The sequence below is a fragment of the Bacillus cereus group sp. BceL291 genome, assembly GCF_051776705.1.
GTDB classification, from domain to species: domain Bacteria; phylum Bacillota; class Bacilli; order Bacillales; family Bacillaceae_G; genus Bacillus_A; species Bacillus_A cereus.
Genome location: NZ_JBPWAP010000033.1, coordinates 17,933 through 39,415, shown reverse-complemented (window position 1 = coordinate 39,415; position 21,483 = coordinate 17,933). Strand labels below are relative to the sequence as shown.

Below are 21,483 nucleotides of genomic sequence, written 5' to 3'. Positions count from 1 at the left end.
AAATATGTAATTATTAACAGATAAGTAGAAATATAACACAACATTTATGTAAAATCCATATCCCCATCTAAATTGCCCTCTATTTAAATAGTTTTTTCCTTCGGCATTTTTCACATTACTTTCACATCTATTTCACAAATATAAGTAGTCCGATATGCTAAACTAAGTATATCCTTTTCCAAGGAACTATATGCCGATATATAAATCCCTATCTTTATAGGGATTTTTATTTTTTGATTCCTCATAACTTTGTTACAATACATTTCTTCTACTATTTCTATACTTTTAGTAACCACTTTAATTAAAAGCACATTCATGTATTCACACTCTTATTAATTCTGATTTGCGAAATATTTATACAAGCTTTATGATGCAATTCCTGTTTCACTACTTTCAGTAAGTTTTTCACTTTTTCTAAACAAAAATAAAGCTCCTATATATAGTAAAGCAGTAAAACTACCTACTAGTATAAAATTGTGAGATATTGCAAATAACATTCCAGCTATTGCCGCACCAATCATTTGACCAATGTACATAGAAGCATTTGCAAGCGCGGCTCCTGTTCCTCTTGCTACACTAGATATGTTTTGTAAGTGCCTCATCATTAATACAAACAAAATTCCTGTCACAAAAAATAAAGCAAAGAACAATAACTCCACCAATACAATGTTCTTTACATGAGGAAGTAATACATATAGCACTGCTGTAAATATAATTCCACCATAGAAAGAAAGGTTATAACCAATTTTATTTACGATTCTAGGACCAAAAATATTACCAATTAAATTTCCTAATCCTAATACGAGCATAGCTGTACCTACTTCATGAACTTGTAAGCCAAATTGAATGGAAAGCCATACACCAAAAAATGAAAATGCAGCAAAATTTCCGGTTTGAAAAACAAAGTATGCAAAATAAGAAAGTGAAACCCTTGAATCTGTAAGTAATTGTTTATAACGCTGTAAAATCGCTTTTTTATTTCCACCTATATGAACCGACTGTATTTCTGGTAATACAACATAAATAAGAATGACAAGTAGTGCTGATAATATACCAATGAAATAGAATGGAATTGTATAATGTATCGTTGCTAAATAAGCTCCCAGTGGCAGCCCTAAAATTTGAGAGATTGATAACCCTGCTGTTGCAACCCCAATTGCTTTCACAATTTGCTTCTTCTCTATAAGGAGCGGAATAGATGCCCACACTTGTGGAGATACAAAAGCTGCACTTACACCTGCTAAAAATCTAAATGTTAGTATCCATAAAAAACTCGGTGCAATTCCACAAAAAAACGTACTTATTGCAAAAAAACTCATACCTAGTACCATTACTTTTTTTCTGTTTAATCCATCTGATATAGGACCAGCCACAAGCGCAAATCCAGCATACCCTAAAGCATACGAACTCACCATCCATCCTGACAACTCAGTTGAAACATGATACACCTGTTGCAATGTCGGCAACAGTGGTGAAATTAAGAAAGTATCTGTACCGATCATAAACATTATCATAAAAAATACAGCTAGTACTCTGTTCATTTAGACCTTCTCCTTATATAAACAGAGGGTACTCTCCTCCCTCTGTTTAACTAATCTTCTAAAATAGATTGGATTTCTTTCATGACTCTTTCATTCAATGCAACACCTACCGCTTTCACACTTTCTCTTACCTGCTCTGCCCGCTTTCCACCAGGTATAACAGTATCAATCCCTTCTTTATTTAATAACCATGCTAACGCTAAATGAGACACTTCAATATCATTTTCTTTAGCTAGCCCTTTTAACTTATTCACTTTCTTAAAATTACTCTTATATGTATTTTCTTCAAATAGATTTACATTTTGACGCCAATCGACTTCATTTAATTTAAAATCTTCTGTATATTTTCCGCCTAATATTCCAAAAGCAAGAGGCCCATATGGAATAAATGAAATACCCGCTTCTATACAATACGGCAACAGTTCTTCCTCAGCTGTACGTTCTAACATATTATATGGAGATTGTACAACATCTATATGACCATGTTGATTCGCCTCTTTTAATTGTTCTATGTTTACGTTCGATATTCCAATTGAACGAATTTTCCCTTCTTCTTTTAAATGAGTAAGCTCTCCGATTGAATCTATGTAACTTGTTTCAGGATTTGTAAAATGTAAATAATATAAATCAATATAATCAGTCTGTAATCTTCTTAAGCTATTTTCCACAGCATTCCTTAAATAACTTGGTTCATTGTTAATATAAGTTTCTCCATTTAACAACGGTTGAATTCCACCTTTTGTAGCAAGTATAAACTCATGACGTTTTCCCTTTAATACTTCTCCTACTAATTCCTCTGATCTACCGAAACCATATGAATCTGCTGTATCAAAAAATGTAATCCCTTGCTGAATAGCTTCTTCTACTAATCGCTTTCCTTCTTCTTCATTCACATCAGCATATAAATTATGTCCCCCTACTGCATTTGTACCTAAACCCAACTTTGAAATATTTAATCCTGCCTTTTGCAATTTTATATACTTCATTTTTTCTCCCCCTATATTTCTATTGTTCGAATATATTCGAACAATAGAAATATACCACTTTATATGTTATAGTGCAAATATCTTAACTTATACAAGTAGGTGAAATATGCGTACACTCTATCATCCAAATCGAGAAGAAATTCAATTTTCTTCTGTCTTATATGCACTTAGCGATCAAATTCGTTTACAAATTGTAAATATGTTACTAGAGAAAAATGAACAATCTTGCGGTGCTTTAAACATCCCTGTTGCAAAATCAACTTTATCTCACCATTTCAAAGTTTTACGTGAGTCAGGTGTTATGTACACGCGCCTTGAAGGAACACAACGTTTCATTTCAATTCGTGAAGAAGATTTAAATGCTAGATTCCCAGGTTTATTACAAGTTGTATTACATGCGACAGAGCCATATTAAAAAAACATCTCATATTCATATGAGATGTTTTTTTAATATGGCTATTCTTTTAATAAATCTATTAATCCATTCCCTTCAGATGTACGTTCGTACCCTAAAGGTACAGTTCTTTTAATGAGTTGTGCATATATTTCCGGCTCGGATAACTTTCGACCGTATTCTTTCTCACACTGTTTAATGAGCAAGGCGAGCGCTCCAGCAACATGCGGCGTCGCCATGGAAGTTCCACTTAACACAGCATATTTTCCTTCTGGATACGTAGATAATATTTCATCACCTGGCGCTACTAGATCAATTTCTTGATTTGAATTACTAAAACATGCAATCTTCCGCTCTAAATTAACGGCACCAACTTCAATTACCTCGGAGTACGCACCCGGAAAGTCTAGTTCCTCTGTTTCATCATCGCAATCTCCATTATTTCCAGCAGCACATACAACGAGAACATCCTGCTTTACCGCATTTTGAATTGCTTCATGTAATTCTGGAACATCTTGCGGACCACCAAGTGACATTGAAATAATTCTCACTTTCTCTTGATTCGGCCCTCTCCAATTTACAGCATAATGAATTGCCTCAATAATTTGCTCATAACTTCCAGAACCATCTCCCGCTAAAACTTTTAATACTAACATTTTAGCAAGTGGTGCAACTCCTAATACACCGACACCATTTTCAGTCGCGGCAATCGTTCCCGCAACATGAGTACCATGTCCGTTATTATCAAGATACACATTTGGATCAGCTTCATAATCTTTTGTGAAATTTCTTCCGCCGATAATACGATCTTTTAAATCTATATGATTAGTATCACACCCTGTATCTAATACGGCAACGACTACATCTTGCCCCTTCATACTCTTTTCCCATACTTGCGGAGCGTGAATCAGTTGTACACCTGGTGGAATTTCATTTACTTGTTCTACCACCTTATTTACGGTAAACGGAATCAATTGTATACCTTTTTGTTTATTCACTGTACTACTCATCGTAATCCCTCCTGAAAATGTATTATTTTCATTTCAGACCACTTTTGAATACGTGTAAATGTAACATTCGTTTTATTCTTTTTGTTTTCCTTCTTTTCAAATATTTCTCAACATCATTTACTACCTCTATAATACTTCTTTATTTTCCCTATGATTTGTAGGAAGTAACAACCCGAGTCGTTCAACTAATAACCAAAATAAGAGGACCAATTAATGGTCCTCTTACAGTCTTTTAAAAGAATGATATGTATTTGAAAAATAATATAAATTAAGACTAAACCTCACTCTTGTTTAAAAACTTTTCTATTTCTTTTACTAAATATTCCGCTCCCTCTATACCAACTGTAATATTTCCATTTGCTAATGTAATATTCTGCCCTGAAACATCACCTGTGATTTGGCAAGCATTGTAAGGTTGATATTTTTGTAAAATGATTTTATCTGCTTCTACAAAAATTTCAAGCGGTGATTTGATTTGTATTCCCAATACATCGCGTAATTCTTTAGGGATAACAATTCGTCCTAATTCGTCTACTTTTCGAATAACTCCTGTTGCTTTCATATTTCTCCCCCCTTACTCTCTATTAATTTTTTCACCTCGCTTTTTCCATTTTATCACTTTTTGACAATACTTGCCTCTTTTTAGAAAATTTTGTACTCGAGTTAAAAAAACACATTTAATGCATACGTAATCTCTCTTTCAATTGTTTTACATAACGGGATCTTATAAGTAAGAAGTATACAACTTGAATAACTATGAAAATACTTAATACAACTGTATTTTCTTTAAACAATGAGTACTCAAACATTTGCCCTAACGCCGTTAAGGCTACTGCTCCATGTAATGTTGCAACACCAATTGGAACGAAGAATAAAAGCGCCAATCGAATTGTAACTACCTTCGATAATTCCCTACTTGTCAATCCAACTTTACGAATCATTTCGAACAAACGAACATCATCCTCCAAATCGGAGAATAAACGGAAGTAAAGGAAACTTCCTGCGCAAACGAAAAATACTATACCAATAAAGAAACCTACAAATAAAATCGGTCCTGCAATTTGTAAACTTTGGTTTTGCTCGTACTCTTCCGCACTAAACGTTGAATATTCTTGATACGGTTTAATTTGATGCGTAAGCTCTTTACCAATTTCAATCTCATCTTTCGTTCTTTCAGTTTTATACATATAATCTTTTGTCTCTATAAACCCATCTTGTAATGAATCATATTGATTATTAGAGATTACATAAACATTTCCTCTTAATATTTTCCCCAATGAAGATGAAGTAACTTTTTTCACTTTTAAATTTTCATTCATATTAGGTAAAGTAATTTCTTTTCTTTCTTTCATCGTTGGCCCTGGTATATTAGCTGACAAAAATACAACTTCTTTATTTGCTACAGTATTAAATGGTTCTCCTGTTAACTTTGCATATTTCTTATAGTCTGATTCTTTTATAAAAATGGCGCTTCTTAACGACTGTTCCTCCGTTTTCTTTGTCGAAATATTAGTTTTTGAAGCTGCTATACTATGTTTCTTTAATCCTTTGTCAATCATTTGTATATGCTGTGATTCGTTACTATTCCCTTGCTTAGAATGGTAATGAAACGAAATCGGTCTCTCCATTATCCCTTTCGTCATGGATGCGAAGCCAACTAATGTCCCTATTGCGGAAAATGCTACAGTAGAAATAATGGTTACAATAAAGAACATTCTTGCGTTATCTCTCATGCGATACGCTAAATCTGATAACGTAATAATATTAGTCTGTGTCCAATAAAAACGTTTACTTTTTTTACATAATCGAATAATAAAGACACTCAGCTGCTTGTACAACAAATACGTCCCAATAATAACTACCGTTGTAACAGGAATCATCATAATAAATACCATTGCTCCATGTGATAGAAGAGCTCCTACATAGCCAGCACTAAGCAATACTACTGCTAATATGGAAGAAATGATTGATGCTTTCGGTTCAGGTTTCGCCTCTGCCGATCCTCTAAACAACTTCATAATCTTATTTTTACGAATCATTCCTGCACTAAACAATGATATGATCATAAATAAAATAAAAAACATAATACTCGTTACAACAATTGCTTTCATCGGTATGTAATAGGATAAGGAGATATCTAGTTTCAATATCATCGGAGCGACAAATAGTAATACCCCTGAAAATAACATACCTGAAAGAATACCAAAAATAATTGCCCCTATTCCAATCATAATATTTTCAAAAAAGATTAGACGCTTTAATTGATATTTCGTCATACCTAACATCATTAAAATCCCTAGTTCACGCTTTCTCGTTTTTAAAAACATTCCCATCGAATATAAAATAAAGAAGAATGTAAATAAGTAAATAATAGACTGTGCAAAAGACATACTTACGAATACGTACTGACCTAATTCTCCTGCACTTAATGCCGGATGAAACGCAAAAAATGAATACACAAAAAAGGCCATAATTGCAAATGCACTACTCAAAAAATAGGCTGAGTATGTCCGTCTATTTCGGGTTACATTCCGATATGCTAGTTCTCTAATGTTCATATTACTTCTCCGCCCTTCTACTATCTATGTTTTTATATTAGTAAAGTGCGGAAATACCTTCCATCGATTCAAATGACAAAAACCTTACATTTTTGAAAGGTTTAAAAAAATTGCTTATACGTAGTACTTTATTTATAATGACTACATTCATATTCATACACACATCCTATTGTATATTCGTTAATTTTGCGAAATAATAAAGGATAGAAGTATGTACCATTATACATATAAACTTAATTACCGCTTTAATATGAATAGGAGGAAACATAATGACATTACAAGAACAGATTATGAAAGCATTACATGTTCAGCCTGTAATTGATCCAAAAGTTGAAATTCGTAAACGAGTTGATTTCTTAAAGGATTATGTAAAAAAAACAGGTGCAAAAGGATTTGTACTTGGTATTAGCGGCGGACAAGACTCTACATTAGCAGGACGCTTAGCACAACTTGCAGTTGAAGAAATTCGTAACGAAGGTGGTAATGCAACGTTTATCGCCGTGCGTCTTCCTTATAAAGTACAAAAAGATGAAGATGATGCACAATTAGCATTACAATTCATTCAAGCAGATCAATCTGTTGCATTTGATATTGCTTCAACTGTTGATGCTTTTTCAAATCAATATGAAAACTTATTGGGTGAATCATTAACAGATTTCAATAAAGGTAACGTGAAAGCACGTATCCGTATGGTTACTCAATATGCAATTGGTGGACAAAAAGGGCTACTTGTTATCGGAACAGATCACGCTGCAGAAGCTGTAACAGGGTTCTTTACAAAATTCGGAGATGGTGGTGCAGATTTATTACCATTAACGGGATTAACGAAGCGCCAAGGACGTGCATTATTACAAGAGTTAGGTGCAGACGAGCGACTTTACTTAAAAATGCCAACAGCTGATTTATTAGATGAAAAACCAGGTCAAGCTGATGAAACAGAGTTAGGTATTACTTATGATCAATTAGATGATTATTTAGAAGGTAAAGCAGTTCCAGCTGACGTTGCAGAGAAAATTGAAAAACGTTACACAGTGAGTGAGCATAAAAGACAAGTACCAGCGTCAATGTTTGATGATTGGTGGAAATAAATTAAACATAAAAAAGAAGCTAATCTTCATTTAGCTTCTTTTTTATATGTTAACGATATACCCCTACTCTTTTCTCCAATAAATCTTGCAGGCAATCTTCATGTTGTTTACAAAATAACGGTGGCATGTCGTCTAATGGGAAAAACTTCAAATCCAGCGTTTCATCACCATCTACTTTTTTGTCACCTCCAACTATTGAGAATGAAAAGAACATCACAATTGACTGAGCCTTGTCTCCATTTGGATATGATTGAAAATATTTTGTATACACTCCAATAAGCTCATTTATTTCTACATCATACCCGGTTTCTTCTTTGATTTCTCGGATTGCAGTTTCCGCAGCTGATTCTCCTATCTCCATTGCACCACCTGGAAATCCCCAAGCGTTAAAGTCTCCTCTTTTTTGCAGTAATACTTCTCCTTCTTTATTAAATACACAACCACCGGCAAAGTTTAAGAAAACATAATCATGTCCTACTTTTTCACGTAATTCTTTTATATAATTGGCCATTCTCTTTCCCCTTTTCATACCTCTTCTATCGCTATTTCTTATCTTTTTCAAGCAATTCAATGATTCGATCTAGCTTCTGGTTCATATTAATCACGTGGTGTTTCTTTGCAGCACTGCTTTGTAATACTCTTCTAATAAACAAAGTAAATGATATGAAAAACAAAACGATAAGTCCGATTACTAAACAAGTATATATCAATGTAAAAATATTACTTTCGAACAAGTTCATTCCACATTTACATCCTTATCCATTTATTCTATCACACAATTCTTAATATTCAAAAGCAATCAATTAATAAAAAAAGCACCTTTTACAGATGCTTTTTCCCATTGCTTAATACGTAAATGTAATTGTCGCTAATGAATAACCCGCCAATGCACTGTAAGGCGCTACTTGATAAGACACACGCTTTGCACCTTTTGGCCAATTTATTTCATTTAATACTTTCTTTATATCTTGCATCGTTCCATCCATGGACTGCTTATATCGCACTTCTACTTTTTCTGGCTTGGCTGCAAACTGTTGCTGCAACTTTTTCTTAAATTCATTATAATTTTCTGCTCCGTATTCTGCAGATAAGTATTGTAAATTTGTTTCTTTTAACATCTGCTCATATACGACAGTTTTTGAGCTACCAGCTTTTATTTTATTTGTTAATTCACCAAAATAACTTGTAGTTGCCGCTGGATATTTGCTACGATCCCATTCATGATCTTTACTTAACTGTTCGTCAGACATATTAAAATATGAGTAAGTTACACGCCCTGCTTTATCTGGTACTGGATCATCAAATGTAGTATCTAGGTGATACCATTTGTTTTCAATGTTCACTAAATTCCACGCGTGAGCTTGTCCATTTCCTGTGCCTGTTACAATATGATTTTGAATACCTGCCTCTTTTAACAACTCATACGTTAATAATGTATATCCTTGGCAAACGGCAGAACGATTCGCTAATGCTTCATATGCTGTATACGCTTGATAAGACGTATCATAAGACACATGCTTAACAACGTAATCGTGAATAGCTTTTACTTTCTCATGCTCATCCATCCCTAGTTTTACAATTGATCCAACAATTGATTTCGCCTGAGCTTTTACATATTGAGTTTGTTCTTTTGATTCACGGTATTTTACTTGCAGTGTAAACGTATAGTCCCCTGGCATTCCTTTAATAGAATATCTAGTAGACGCTACATTATATTTTACATACTCATCAGCATCTACAATTTTATTAAACTCACCATACAATTGATCCATAATATTTCTAGCATTTCTATCTTTTGTTTTATATGTGATTGTAATATTCTCTTCTCGATTATCAATCTGTTTTTTTAATTCTTTTCTGAAATCATCTAATAACTTTACATCTGATTGTGCTGTCACTGTAGTCGGATTTGTAGCTGCATAAGATACAGATGACGCTTGTAAGCCTCCCATTACTATAGTTGAACAAAGTGCGGCAGCTGTCACATACTTACTTGTCTTTCCCATCTTGTCACTCCTTATATTCTATAACTATACGAAAAAGTATCGTATAGTTTCAGAGTATACAATACTTTTTCGTATAGGTCATATGAGATTATGCATATTAACTAATTCACATAAAAAGGTTGTTCTTTTTAAAAGAACAACCTTTTTTCATTAGCATGTTTGTAATACGCAGCATGTATTTTCAAAACGTTGATTTTTCAAATCTTCATTACTAATACAGAAATATAGCATCCCTAGTTCTCCCCAAACCATATTACAATTTTTATGATCTGAATCAATTTGGAATAAAAGAGTCATTTGCTGCGGGTCTACTCCCATATATTCTCCCGTCTCATATAACACTTCTTCTTGTACAGAGAATGGCTCACCAAACATTTGATGGTTATCGTAGTTATCCGGAATTAGCTCTTCAAGTAATTGCAAGAAACGATCTGAATCAGCCTCATCTTCAATGAAAAGTTCTGGTAATTTGTATGTCAGTTCAAAAGTAATTGCACACTGGTTATATTTCGCTTGTACTTCATTTCCTCTTCGTAATTGCTCTACAGGAACATCATAATAAAGTACACCCCCAGCCTCTGTTAGCTTCACATTTTCTTCAAAATAATTTTCAATGCAAAAGAAATACAGCATCCCCGTCTTAGGAAGATTGTGATCCATACCAACGTTTTGTAAATCACTTAAGTTAAATTGCGCGATAAATTGTAGTGGATTTCCTTTATGCTTTGGATATTCAAATAAAGCTGGTAAATCAGGAACTCCTCCCATTTTCGAACTACCTATCGCAACAGTTTCCTGCTGCTTTGGCACAACTTTTATACAAGGAAATACAGTATTAATAAGTTCCTCTTTCAAGTGTGTTAGTTCATATTTATCAATTAATACTTCAATTTTTTTATTCATAAATTCTCCTTACATTTACATACTTATTTATATCATAGTACAAAGATTATACTTCATTCTTTACAAAATCAACAAGCCTCCAAAAAACGGGCTTATCCTTCGTACGCGAACAAGTTTAAAAAAGCATACTATACATTGTTCCTACAAACACGATAGTTCTTTAGTTCTTCCAGTACATTTTCCCCTCGTTCATTTTTATTTTTAATATAAGGAGGAATTCCACATGGGTTACGGATATAGTTGCGGCGGTTACGGTTACGGCGGTAGCTGTGGTGGTTGTGGTTACGGAGGTTTCGCTTTATTAATCGTTTTATTCATCCTTCTAATCATCATCGGAGCTAGCTGTTGGGGCGGCTTTGTAGGCTGCTAGTAAACTTAAAAACCATTGTAAAAAAGCACGTACAATACGTGCTTTTTTGCCATTTCCAAATCTTTTATTTGAAAGGAAGTATGTTTAATGAAGATTGATGGTGTTTTTGAAGGAGGCGGTGTGCGCGGTATTGCGCATGTTGGGGCAATTTGCGCGTTAGCCGAAAAAGGTTATGAATGGGAACGTGTAGCTGGAACATCAGCTGGTGCAATTATCGCGGCACTTTTAGCTGCAGGATATTCTTGTTCAGAGCTAAAAACCATTATAACTGATATCGATTATAATAAATTTACGAAGAAAACCTTTATTGACAAAATCCCCTTTATCGGAAAAGGACTAAGTGCATGGACTACTCTAGGTATATACTCTAATGTATTTATAGAAGAATGGATTGAAGAATTACTTCGAAAAAAAGGTGTTCATTTATTTACTGATTTACCGGATCTAAACAAACTCAAAATCATCGCTTCTGATATTAGTAATGGTAAAATGGTTGTCTTTCCTGACGACTTACCAAACTATGGATTTTTAAATTATCGCTTCTCTATCGCTAAAGCGGTAAGAATGAGTAGTACAATCCCCTTCTTCTTTGAACCCGTAAAATGGAGAACTCCAAAATGGAAGCAGCCTTGTTATATGGTTGACGGAGGAATTCTAAGTAATTATCCAATTTGGATCTTCGATTCACCTACCGCTCCTCGCTGGCCGACTTTCGGATTTCATTTTGTAAAAGATGAGATTCAAGCTGACCCTGCTCACTATAACGAGCCTATTTCTATGTTCAAAGGACTATTTAAAACAATGATGCAAGCTCATGATTTACGTCATTTAGATAAGGAATCAAAAGCAAGAACAATTACAATTCCAACAGGAACGATTACAAGTACTAATTTTGAACTGACGAAGGAAGAAAAAGACTGGCTTTACAATTCTGGTTATAACTCTGCTAATAAATTTTTACAAGCTTGGAACTTTAGGCAATATATTGATGAGTATAGAAAAGGAAATCAAGACCGAAAGACAAATCGATTTTTTCGTCAACTTGACTCATAATATTATTACTTTGCGTATAAATACGAGAACGTTTAACAACTTAATAGTAAATAAGCCTAGTAAATTCTTATATTACTAGACTTATTTACTTCCTATATAATCTCATACATTGTTTAAGGATACGTTAAGCCTTCGGCTTCTTCTGCAGTATAACTATGTAACGATTTCCCGTTCTTAATCCTAACAGTTCTGCTTTTTCAATCGCCTCTTGCTTCGTCTCCGCATAAGCAGCTAAATATTTTTCTCCATTGATCATTTGGCAAATTACATATTGTTTCATTACTTTCTCCTCTTACTTTTTCATTAGTTGTGCAAGTTTTTTTATACCTATTTCAATTTCTTCTAACGTTGCGTATGAATACGATAGGCGCAAAAATTGATTTGCACTTCTATCATATAAAGTACCTGGGTTTAATAAAACCTTTTCTTGCAGAGCTTTATCAAATAAACTGCGATATGAAATGGGTACTTTTATATGTACCCATATATAAAACCCGCCTGTTGGTTCATGCCAAGTTGCTATTTCACGAAGATATTTATCTAACATTAGTAACATAAAATCTCTTCGTTTTTTCAATTCACTTCTTACAAATCGCAAATGCTCATCATATAGACCATTTGTAAACCACTCTGCTGCAATTTGCTGGGATATAGTGCTTGAACCATAATCTGTTTGCATCTTTATGTCTGACAATCTTTGAATTACTGGCTCGGGTCCAACAATCCATCCAATTCTTAAACCTGGACTAATTACTTTGGACATGCTTCCAATATGTAGTACGATTCCATTTTTATCATAGGCCTTTAAAGGTTTCGAACTAGGTGCATCAAACCATAAGTCTTGATACACTGCGTCCTCTATAATAGGTAATCCAATTTCATTACATATTTCCATCACTTCTATTCGTTTCTTCGCATTCATACTAAAGTTCGTTGGATTATGAAAAGACGGGATTGTATATAAAATAGAGGCATTAAATTGCTTCTTATATTTCTTAATATATGATGTATGTAACCCGCTTTCATCCATTGGGATTCCAATTAAACGTACTCCTGCTGATTGAAAAACATTAAGCGAATATAAATAGGATGGTTTCTCTAATAAGATTGATGCCCCTTTCGAAAGAAGCCCCATAGAAATAAGTTGCAGCGCTTGAATTGCTCCTGAAACAATTAATATAGAGTCAGGAGATACATATACGCCATGCTCCTTTAAGTATTCGGAAATCTTTTCCCTTAAATAAAGATTTCCTTTCGGCTCTTCATACCCAAGCGTCACATTTGACTTTAAAAGGTTATTCATAATTTCTTTCATCTTTTTCTCAGGTAAGAGACTCGGCGCGAGCTCACCTGTTCCTAACCGAATTACATGTGGGTAAAATTCAGCTTGATTAATCTCTTGAATAGCTGGGAGATTCGGATAATGAAGTCCTGTTTCTACATAAGACTGCCAATTAGGCGGGGGTGCGTAAGTTGAAACATTCTCATTATTATTTACAACAATTGTTCCTTTCCTGCCATTCCCTTCAATATATCCCTTCGCAACTAGTTCATCGAAAGCCATTACAATTGTGCTTCGATTCACACCAAATGTATGGGCCAAATCTCTTTGTGAAGGTAATTTCGTTCCAACGGTCCATTCTCCATTAACGATCCTTTCTTTTATATACGTTTCTATTTGTTTATACAGCGGCGTCGCTAGAGACATATCCGGTTTCCAAACGAATCTTTCCATCATATCACCTTATATTCTTTTTGGTTGGTAACCTCCCCAACCATATGGATGGATACAAATTTTCATTTCTTCTATACAATATACACTATCATAATGAATTAAAATAGGAGGTAATATGATGAGTGAAGCAATTATTCATGGTATCATTCTTGCATTTGGACTTATCATTCCATTAGGTGTACAAAATGTTTTTGTCTTTAACCAAGGTGCGAGCCAACCAAACATTTGGAGGGCAGCCCCTGTAGTATTAACTGCCTCTATATGTGATACGTTACTCATATTGATTGCAGTGCAAGGTGTCTCCCTTGTACTCCTTACTTTTTCTTGGCTAACTAACTCATTATATATAATTGGATTTTTCTTTCTCCTATACATGGGCTTTGTTATTTGGAGAAGTAGCCCTTCCAACGATGTAACACAAGAAAAAAGTATGCCCTTAAAAAAGCAAATCCTTTTCGCAGCATCAGTTTCGTTATTAAATCCACATGCTATTTTAGACACAATCGGTGTAATTGGAACAAATTCTATTCAATACATAGGAAGTGAAAAATGGGCTTTCACACTTGCAACTATTATCGTTTCTTGGATTTGGTTTATAAGCTTAGCTTTAGCGGGGAAATTTCTAAAAAGACTAGACTCAACCGGAAAGACAATTTTATTATTAAATAAATTTTCTGGTCTCATCATATGGGGTGTCGCACTTTATATGTTAAAACAAGTTATTTATTCTTAATGAACGAAAGAGAATTGCATGTTACTCAAAACATCATGCAATTCTCTTACAAATTATGAAGTAGGTTCCGGTTTCTGTTTTACCGCCTTTGCATCCTTTGCTGGTTTAATCCAAATGATTGCTATGACAGCACCAATGGCAGCGAAAATACTAGTCAAATAAAACACTTCATGGTCCGCCCCTTTCATGAAAAAAGAATATAAAGGTGGTCCAGCTGCTACACCGATAAATCGCATTGAACTGTAAAATGACGTAACTGTTCCCCTTTGCTCCTTTTCAATTCCTTGTGTAATGAGGGCATCTAAACATGGGAGTGCCATACCAATCCCTATCCCCATAATAACGAGACAAAGAAGTAGTAAATAAATCCCTTTTATAAATAAAGGAATGATGACTGATGCAGCTGCCATTAAAAACCCAATATAGATACACTTCTTCATAACATTTTGATTATCTCCAATTTTTTTACCGGCCATATATGAACTAAGTGACAGTACAAGTAACGGGATAGCAAGCACACACCCTTTCCATATACCATGAATGTCATACTTTGATTCCAGTATAGTCGACAAATAAAAGAGAATTCCGAATAAAATAAGCATAATAATTGCACCTAATGCAAAAATGGCAATTAACCATCTTCCTTTTTCTCGAAACGTAGACAGAATAGATTTTATAAACTCTTTAAGTGGTGGTACTTCTCCTTCTTGTTTCTTTGCCTTTACTAGAACAAGTAATAAAACAATTGATACTACGCATAAAATTGGAATCGCCCAAAATGGTAAGAACCATACAACGGCAGCAAGAGCAGACCCTAAAATAGGGCTCAGCACTTTCCCAAATGTATTGGATGTTTCTATGATTCCTAAACCTGTACTAACTTGTTTTTCGTCTTTGTATAAATCACCAACACACGGTATAACAACTGGCATTGCACCAGCAGCACCAATACCTTGAATCGCTCTACCAATCAATATCCAATTGTAGGGATTATCAACTTTCCAAGATACCCAACCAGTTATCGCTCCTCCTATAGCTGCAATCAGCAAACTCGGAACCATTACCATCTTTCGTCCCCATCTATCTGATAAATAACCAGCAATCGGTATAAGTAGAATGGCTACGATAGAGTAAATTGTAATAATCATGGATACTTGAAACGATGAAATATGTAATTTCTTTTCAATAGTCGGCAGAATTGGGATGAGCATTGAATTCCCTAATGTCATAACAAGTGGAACTGATGCAAGCGCAATTAAACAACAGTTTTCTTTTTTTAACATGTTGGCTTCGAAACCTTTCATCATATATTTCTTACCATATAATAGCCCCGCTGGAACGTAACTTTTCATTCCACCAGGGCTATTACATCTTTACTACTTCCCATTCACAACAAAAGAAATTGGGGAAATTATAGTATTATTCCTATTCTTTGAATCCAGTTCACAATATATCCATACCAATTAATTGAAAAAAAAGAAAGGAAGAATCCTTCCTTTCTCCTATAACCTTCTACAATTAGCGAGTATATCCGCCACCAAGTTGTTGTTCTGCCATCGCTACAAGGCGTTTTGTAATTTCACCGCCTACAGAACCGTTTGCACGTGAAGAAGTATCAGCGCCAAGTTGTACACCAAACTCTTGTGCAATTTCATATTTCATTTGATCTAAAGCTGCTTGTGCTCCATGTGATGCTAATTGATTAGAATTACGATTTCTAGCCATTACCAATCACCTCCTTATTTATATATAAATTGTGTTAAATTCAAATTAAAATACATGGAAATTTTTGGTTATTTTTTACCATAAAAAAAGAGCCTCTAAAACGAGACTCTCACATCATTTCACATTACGAAGTTACTACTTCTAATTTTCTATTTATTAATACTTTCATTTCTTCTTTTAATATCTCTTTTGCATTATGTCCAAACCATTCTAAGGAAGCAAAAAGATCCGTACCTCTCACTTCCTGAATAATCTCATCATAATTTACAATACCTTCAAATAACGGAACCATACCAATACGACTTCCTGCTGCAGCATATACATTATTAGGTTCAAACACATGCAAATAATCCGCTGAAGATATATTCTTAAAATGGTAATGTAGTGTCAACGGCTTTAATCGATGGAAACTGTCTATTGGATCTGCGCCAGACTCCCATATATGGAGAAAATCAAGATTTATTTTTAAATTCGGATGATTTACTTCTTCTAATAGTTCTATAGTAGAAGGCAATGTGTCTGTTAGTGTATTGGGATGTGTTTCTAACAGCACATACATATTGTGCTGAGCAAACACATCACAAATCTTACGTATTCGCTTTACATACTCTTTTCTCTCTTGTTCCGAGAAGTCCTTGCTCCCTTTTTGCCCAGCAAACGTGCGAATTTTATTCGTATTAAACCAATTAGCTAGTACTACAAGTTGTTCACTTTTCTCTATCGTTTTTTCAAAATCTACTGATAATGATATATCTAAGTAATCACTTATCATCGTAATTTCTAAGTTTTTATCCTTTAGAAAAGTCAATTCTCGTTCTGTCGTTTCGCGTTCTTGTATATACAAATTTTGTGCATGAGTCCCCCACAATTCAATTCCTTCAAAACCGTTTTCATATGCAAATTGAACAATATCAGTAAATGAAATTAATTGATGACGAAATGAAATGGTACATAGCGAATATTTCATAGCATTAAACTCCCCTATCTTAAATTCAGTTAGCTTATTAAAAAGTTGCGACAGACTGATTTGTTTTCATACCTTTCCATGATAGAAACTGTCTCTCTAATTCCTTCTTAATTTGCAGTTCAATTGCATTCATTTCATCCAGTTTTTCAATAATCGATACTAGCATACCTTTATTATTCGTCATTGCCATTTTAATTGCACGATACTGTACATTTGTAAATCCTTGTACAATATCCTCTACCCGATCACACCAATAATCAAATTCTTGCTCCGAATATTGCAACGTTTCACGGAAGTATGCAAAGGCATGCTCATAACTATATTTACGAATTGCAAGTACTGGTATTTGTTTTACTGCTGCTACAAGACCAGAAAGCGCATATCCTTCTTCCTCATTTGCCATTTTTACAATTAAATTTTTCAGTTCCATAGTCAGTTCATTGTCGTTCTTTTTGAATGTTTCTGTGAAATAACTAGCTACTGTTTCTTGCGTTGGCTCCCCAATTCCTTCTATATCAATGAAATAACCTCCACCAAATGGGTTATCTTGAATAGAGTGAAGTACTTTTTCTCTTTCCATATTTCCTTCCCAACGAAAATCAGGATCTAGCATGAACCACTCTTCTTCTTTCTCTGTTTTTGATATCATTAAATAATGTGGAAACGGTTTTTGATGAAATTTATTTTCCCTCTCTGGTAATAGAGACATATCAACCATTACAATGACATAACGATTTTCCGGCTTGTTTTCTACTAATTCTAAAAACGTTTCTACATTGCTATCTTTATCTTTTGCATGATCATACCATTCGTTTACTTTAATACCGTACAATTTTTCAAACCAAAGTAAATAATGATCATGGTTAATGTTTTCAGAGTGATATGAAATAATTCCGCCTTCTGTTATATCAAAATCTCCATCCCATAGTCCAAAATAAAATGGACGAAAATCAATGTCGCTACGCCTTTTTATAATTTCACAAAAACAACTCACTAAACAGTGCACTTTTATTGAAGTCATACTCTCATCCACTTTCCTAAAGGTTAGTTATTCACATTTACTTCTTGTAACTCCTCCATAAAATCAAGCAAAGATCCTACAGTAAGAAATGCCTTTGGATCTACCTCATCCTCTGGAACGCATAGCTTTATATCCATTTCTATGTATACGATAAGCTGTAACATCATTACCGAATCTATATATAAATCTTGATTTAAGCGCATCGTTTCTTCTAAATGCGTTACATTTTTCAGTTCCATTTTTTCTATCATAATTTTTAACACGGCATTCTTTAACGCTTCCCGTCTCATGTTGTAACCTCTCCCATCTCTAGTAACTTTCTACTTACTTTTCCAGTTTTATTTTTAGGAATTTCATTTACACTTTCAATTTCATGGGGAACTTTATAAGAAGGTAAGTGCTGAATACACCATTCTCTTATTTGTACTGGATCAACATGAGAGATCACTTTCGCTTTAACTATTTCGCCCATGACAGGATGTTTCCCTCGATATACAATTGCCTCTTGAACACCTTCCAATCGAAGCATCGTTTCTTCTACCTCTATAGGAAAGACTTTTAATCCCGAAACATTAATTACATCGTCCATACGCCCCATAAAATGAATGCCACGCTCAGATTTATACCCTAAATCTTTCGTGAAGATTTCCTTATCATTCATTTTCACGACGATTTCTTCCGGTGCATTTTCATCTGAACCTATGCTTATACTCGCATGAGGTAGAGGGTTTCCTAAATCTAAATGGCTCTTCATATCATGACATATACTAATACAACCTGCTTCAGAACAACCGTATTGCTGCATCATATATGTTGTCATTTCTTTTAGTTTATAAAATAGTGCTTCTGGCAAGGGCGATCCTGATGTCATAATTTTATGAAACTGGAACGTTCCTAATGGAAAACTCCCCATAATGTGTAACATAAGTGGTACTGCATATATAATATGTTTCTCTGTATTGCGAACTATATTTAATGCGAATTTAGGATTTTTATTCGTAATGATTACAGGCTGGCTCCCCCTCTTAATTGCTGATAAAGTACCACATATTAGTCCGTATGAATGTGAAACAGGAGCCATAACTATTGGCACTTCATCTACTTCACAGTTTAAAGCTTCATTATAAGCGGTAATTTCCGTATCAACTTCCGTCCATGCTCTACGAATTAGTTTCGGTTCCCCTGTAGTTCCAGAACTATATTGCAATAAAGAAGGCTCTTCTAGTAAAAAGTTCCCTACTTCTAATTTTGTAAAATCGCCATATTCTCCATATAAAATTCCTACACAATTTGCACGCTTTGCCATTTCAATAGCTGTTTCTTTTGGTGTATCTTCATGTATAAGTAATACTGATGATTTCTTTTCTTTTAAGAAAAACACAATCGTAATAATATCGAATGGATCTTTCAGACAAAGTGCAAATCTATTTCCTTCTGCTTCTTTAAATTGTTCCATTTCCTCATAAACTTGTAATCTCGATTCAAAATCACTTTTGCTATACTCTTGTTTATTAACGATTAGCATAATTTCCCCCTGTAACAGCTGATTTTTGTTTCATAAGTTGTCTTACTCTATACAATGGATTTGGAACTTCATGAACAAGCGATTCCAGATCCATATATAATCGACGTTTCGTTAATTGTTCAGCATAGAATGTAGGTGCATATAATTGAATATTTTCAAATCTACCTTTCAAATGTGGATATATTCTTAAATGATTTTCAATTTCTTCAACAACCATCATCCAAAAATGTTCTTCTTTCAATCCATATTCATCCGCAAGTACGAATGCTAATTCTCCTAAATTAAACAGGAATAGTGCATCTAACACCATCTCTTGCAAACATTCAATGCGATCCATTTCAAAGAAATCATTCATTTTTCCATTCGCATATGTTTTATGCATTTTAGTAAAGTCGGGACATTTGTCAACCGTTTTCAAATATGGACGATAAAACTCAAGCCCTTCATGAAAATCCTTTAACGCAATACGAACAGGCACCCCTTCTTTATGGACTAGAATCATATTTTGTCCATGTGATTCCAGTGCGATGCCATGCTCTACAACAAGATGTATAACTGGTATTATCGCTTTTTGAATAAGTAATTGTAGCCAATCCTTCATTCCATATTTATTCAACCACGCATCAATAATTGGTGTACCATTTTTCTCTTTAGCGTATAAACCATTAAAAGGAATTGCATCTTCTTGTGCATCTAAATACTTATGAATGCTTTCGCGCCAAATACATCCTAATGAACCATATATAGCTTTTTTATTCGTGTCATACGTTACACTGGAAAACTCATTTAACAAGATTAAACGTGCTTCATCCATTAAATAGGCGTCATTACTTACAACATCATTTAACCAATTTGATATTGCTGGTGCACTCACAACAGAGTATGGTTTCAGCGTACGAAGTGTTGAAGTGTTGAGTAAATTCATCGATAATTTAACGTACGGTTTCTTTGGACTCGTAATATTTCTTAATGTTCTCATTGACTGTTGCGCGCAATAATCGTCCTCAGATGTTCCTAAATAAATAATAAATTTCCCCTGTATATGATCCGCATAATTTGAAATGATGAAATTCACCCACTGCCATGGGTGAACAGGTATAAACACGTACTGTTTTGGATTACATCCCTTATTACGAATTCGTTCCATAAACTCTTCTAATTTACGATCGCCAATCTCCTCTTTTAAAAGGTTGTTATACATCACTTCATTCTCATAACCTACAGTCGCATAATTCTTATGCGCTGCAATCCATATGAGTTTTATTGGCTGCATAAATTCATAACCATATTGAAAATTGTCACGATATTGAAATCCAACACGTGCTTTATAACTAGGATGATATGGATGGCCGTCTATTAAATGGCTTTCGAACTCATCGTAAGATTTTTGAGTATATTCTCTCTTATTATTTCTTTCATATTGTGCAATCGTGTCTTTAAATATTGTTTGTTCTAATTCGTGTATAAAAGAATCTAATTTAGCTTGTTCTACACTAGTAACCCGAAAAACTTCTTCTAGAAATTGCGAGACAGATTGTATTTCTTGCTGTTCATCTTGAACTCTTACTATTAATGAGTCTAACGAAATACGTCCAAATGTCATCCGTTCCCTGCCATAGCATTTGTACGTGACACTTTTGCCTTCTTCATCAAGTCCTTGTATTAGAAAAAGAAGTTGTTCTTCTTTTTCTATGCGAACCGGTGTAATAATCCCCTCATAAATTAACGATTCTACTAATTGACGTAGCACTCTTCTTCGTACTGAAATGTAATCTTCTGATTCGAGCGCCTTCAATACTTTCGTATGATACATGTCCACTCTCATAAAACCCTCCACCTTATGACAAAATACCATTATTTGTATTACG

Annotated in this window: 23 protein-coding genes and 1 pseudogene; 5 read left to right on the top strand and 19 right to left on the bottom strand. The window is 34.3% G+C overall.

What is annotated here, in order from left to right; all coding sequences use genetic code 11:
- Nucleotides 1–110 precede the first annotated feature (110 nt).
- From ACS2CR_RS20080 to ACS2CR_RS20070, 3 genes are read right to left on the bottom strand one after another with little or no spacing between them, the layout of a single operon-like run.
- The gene (locus tag ACS2CR_RS20080) at nt 111–317 is read right to left on the bottom strand and encodes a hypothetical protein (RefSeq protein ID WP_001101741.1); all 207 of its coding nucleotides are present in this window, start codon (nt 315–317) and stop codon (nt 111–113) included.
- A 48-nt stretch (nt 318–365) separates the two neighbouring features.
- The gene (locus ACS2CR_RS20075; RefSeq protein ID WP_053512686.1) at nt 366–1,541 is read right to left on the bottom strand and encodes an MFS transporter; all 1,176 of its coding nucleotides are present in this window, start codon (nt 1,539–1,541) and stop codon (nt 366–368) included.
- Nucleotides 1,542–1,591: 50 nt separating this feature from the next.
- A complete protein-coding gene (locus ACS2CR_RS20070; RefSeq protein ID WP_053512685.1) occupies nt 1,592–2,527 on the bottom strand; it encodes an aldo/keto reductase in 936 nt (311 codons plus the stop codon).
- 106 nt (nt 2,528–2,633) lie between these two features.
- Between ACS2CR_RS20070 and ACS2CR_RS20065 the strand changes: the two genes are divergently transcribed.
- Entirely contained in the window at nt 2,634–2,942 is a 309-nt protein-coding gene (locus tag ACS2CR_RS20065) for an ArsR/SmtB family transcription factor (protein WP_001259906.1), read from the top strand.
- Nucleotides 2,943–2,983: 41 nt separating this feature from the next.
- On the opposite strand, the gene ACS2CR_RS20060 is transcribed toward ACS2CR_RS20065, so the two are convergent.
- The 3 genes from ACS2CR_RS20060 to ACS2CR_RS20050 form a co-directional block, all read right to left on the bottom strand.
- Nucleotides 2,984–3,931: a serine protease gene (locus tag ACS2CR_RS20060; protein ID WP_000099753.1), complete on the bottom strand. Its 948-nt coding sequence runs from the start codon at nt 3,929–3,931 to the stop codon at nt 2,984–2,986.
- A gap of 274 nt (nt 3,932–4,205) precedes the next feature.
- On the bottom strand, nt 4,206–4,493 hold the full coding sequence (locus tag ACS2CR_RS20055; RefSeq protein WP_000648325.1) for an AbrB/MazE/SpoVT family DNA-binding domain-containing protein: 288 nt from the start codon (nt 4,491–4,493) through the stop codon (nt 4,206–4,208).
- A 115-nt stretch (nt 4,494–4,608) separates the two neighbouring features.
- Nucleotides 4,609–6,489 carry an FtsX-like permease family protein gene (locus ACS2CR_RS20050; RefSeq protein WP_001026002.1) on the bottom strand — a complete coding sequence of 627 codons (1,881 nt, stop codon included), beginning with the start codon at nt 6,487–6,489 and terminating at the stop codon, nt 4,609–4,611.
- Between the two features lie 269 nt (nt 6,490–6,758).
- Here ACS2CR_RS20050 and nadE point away from each other — a divergent pair, with 269 nt between their 5' ends.
- Nucleotides 6,759–7,577: an ammonia-dependent NAD(+) synthetase gene (nadE, locus tag ACS2CR_RS20045; RefSeq protein WP_000174901.1), complete on the top strand. Its 819-nt coding sequence runs from the start codon at nt 6,759–6,761 to the stop codon at nt 7,575–7,577.
- A gap of 49 nt (nt 7,578–7,626) precedes the next feature.
- Here the strand turns inward: nadE and ACS2CR_RS20040 are convergent, their stop codons facing one another.
- From ACS2CR_RS20040 to ACS2CR_RS20025, 4 genes are all read right to left on the bottom strand, one after another.
- Nucleotides 7,627–8,088, bottom strand: a complete 462-nt coding sequence (locus ACS2CR_RS20040; RefSeq protein ID WP_000024999.1) for an NUDIX hydrolase — start codon at nt 8,086–8,088, stop codon at nt 7,627–7,629.
- A gap of 31 nt (nt 8,089–8,119) precedes the next feature.
- Nucleotides 8,120–8,317, bottom strand: coding sequence for a DUF4083 domain-containing protein (locus tag ACS2CR_RS20035; protein ID WP_001048102.1), 198 nt, complete (start codon nt 8,315–8,317; stop codon nt 8,120–8,122).
- 105 nt (nt 8,318–8,422) lie between these two features.
- Nucleotides 8,423–9,583, bottom strand: a complete 1,161-nt coding sequence (locus ACS2CR_RS20030; protein WP_000520856.1) for a transglutaminase domain-containing protein — start codon at nt 9,581–9,583, stop codon at nt 8,423–8,425.
- Between the two features lie 150 nt (nt 9,584–9,733).
- On the bottom strand, nt 9,734–10,486 hold the full coding sequence (locus tag ACS2CR_RS20025) for a YwqG family protein (protein ID WP_001034835.1): 753 nt from the start codon (nt 10,484–10,486) through the stop codon (nt 9,734–9,736).
- 223 nt (nt 10,487–10,709) lie between these two features.
- Here ACS2CR_RS20025 and ACS2CR_RS20020 point away from each other — a divergent pair, with 223 nt between their 5' ends.
- Entirely contained in the window at nt 10,710–10,856 is a 147-nt protein-coding gene (locus tag ACS2CR_RS20020) for a YjcZ family sporulation protein (protein ID WP_000540425.1), read from the top strand.
- Between the two features lie 87 nt (nt 10,857–10,943).
- Nucleotides 10,944–11,909 carry a patatin-like phospholipase family protein gene (locus tag ACS2CR_RS20015; RefSeq protein ID WP_000686789.1) on the top strand — a complete coding sequence of 322 codons (966 nt, stop codon included), beginning with the start codon at nt 10,944–10,946 and terminating at the stop codon, nt 11,907–11,909.
- Nucleotides 11,910–12,022: 113 nt separating this feature from the next.
- Here ACS2CR_RS20015 and ACS2CR_RS20010 read toward each other — a convergent pair.
- Together ACS2CR_RS20010 and ACS2CR_RS20005 are read right to left on the bottom strand one after the other, a co-directional pair.
- A pseudogene (locus tag ACS2CR_RS20010) lies at nt 12,023–12,189 on the bottom strand (DUF3933 family protein).
- Nucleotides 12,190–12,201: 12 nt separating this feature from the next.
- Nucleotides 12,202–13,644 carry a PLP-dependent aminotransferase family protein gene (locus ACS2CR_RS20005; protein ID WP_000439399.1) on the bottom strand — a complete coding sequence of 481 codons (1,443 nt, stop codon included), beginning with the start codon at nt 13,642–13,644 and terminating at the stop codon, nt 12,202–12,204.
- Nucleotides 13,645–13,762: 118 nt separating this feature from the next.
- Here ACS2CR_RS20005 and ACS2CR_RS20000 point away from each other — a divergent pair, with 118 nt between their 5' ends.
- Nucleotides 13,763–14,377, top strand: a complete 615-nt coding sequence (locus tag ACS2CR_RS20000) for a LysE/ArgO family amino acid transporter (RefSeq protein WP_001287305.1) — start codon at nt 13,763–13,765, stop codon at nt 14,375–14,377.
- 53 nt (nt 14,378–14,430) lie between these two features.
- Here ACS2CR_RS20000 and ACS2CR_RS19995 read toward each other — a convergent pair whose 3' ends face one another.
- From ACS2CR_RS19995 to ACS2CR_RS19965, 7 genes are all read right to left on the bottom strand, one after another.
- Nucleotides 14,431–15,660 (bottom strand): MFS transporter, encoded by a 1,230-nt coding sequence (locus ACS2CR_RS19995; protein WP_033667350.1) that lies wholly within the window; start codon nt 15,658–15,660, stop codon nt 14,431–14,433.
- 235 nt (nt 15,661–15,895) lie between these two features.
- Entirely contained in the window at nt 15,896–16,102 is a 207-nt protein-coding gene (locus ACS2CR_RS19990; RefSeq protein ID WP_000113545.1) for an alpha/beta-type small acid-soluble spore protein, read from the bottom strand.
- Nucleotides 16,103–16,226: 124 nt separating this feature from the next.
- Nucleotides 16,227–17,069, bottom strand: coding sequence for a sugar phosphate isomerase/epimerase family protein (locus ACS2CR_RS19985; protein ID WP_153602620.1), 843 nt, complete (start codon nt 17,067–17,069; stop codon nt 16,227–16,229).
- A 37-nt stretch (nt 17,070–17,106) separates the two neighbouring features.
- Nucleotides 17,107–18,090, bottom strand: a complete 984-nt coding sequence (locus ACS2CR_RS19980; protein WP_000200704.1) for a DUF6005 family protein — start codon at nt 18,088–18,090, stop codon at nt 17,107–17,109.
- Nucleotides 18,091–18,113: 23 nt separating this feature from the next.
- Nucleotides 18,114–18,380 (bottom strand): petrobactin biosynthesis protein AsbD, encoded by a 267-nt coding sequence (asbD, locus tag ACS2CR_RS19975; RefSeq protein WP_001250558.1) that lies wholly within the window; start codon nt 18,378–18,380, stop codon nt 18,114–18,116.
- A complete protein-coding gene (locus ACS2CR_RS19970) occupies nt 18,377–19,615 on the bottom strand; it encodes an AMP-binding protein (RefSeq protein WP_000909579.1) in 1,239 nt (412 codons plus the stop codon). The genes asbD and ACS2CR_RS19970 overlap by 4 nt, the downstream gene beginning before the upstream one ends.
- A complete protein-coding gene (locus ACS2CR_RS19965; protein ID WP_001261836.1) occupies nt 19,602–21,440 on the bottom strand; it encodes an IucA/IucC family protein in 1,839 nt (612 codons plus the stop codon). The genes ACS2CR_RS19970 and ACS2CR_RS19965 overlap by 14 nt, the downstream gene beginning before the upstream one ends.
- Between the last annotated feature and the right edge of the window lie 43 nt (nt 21,441–21,483).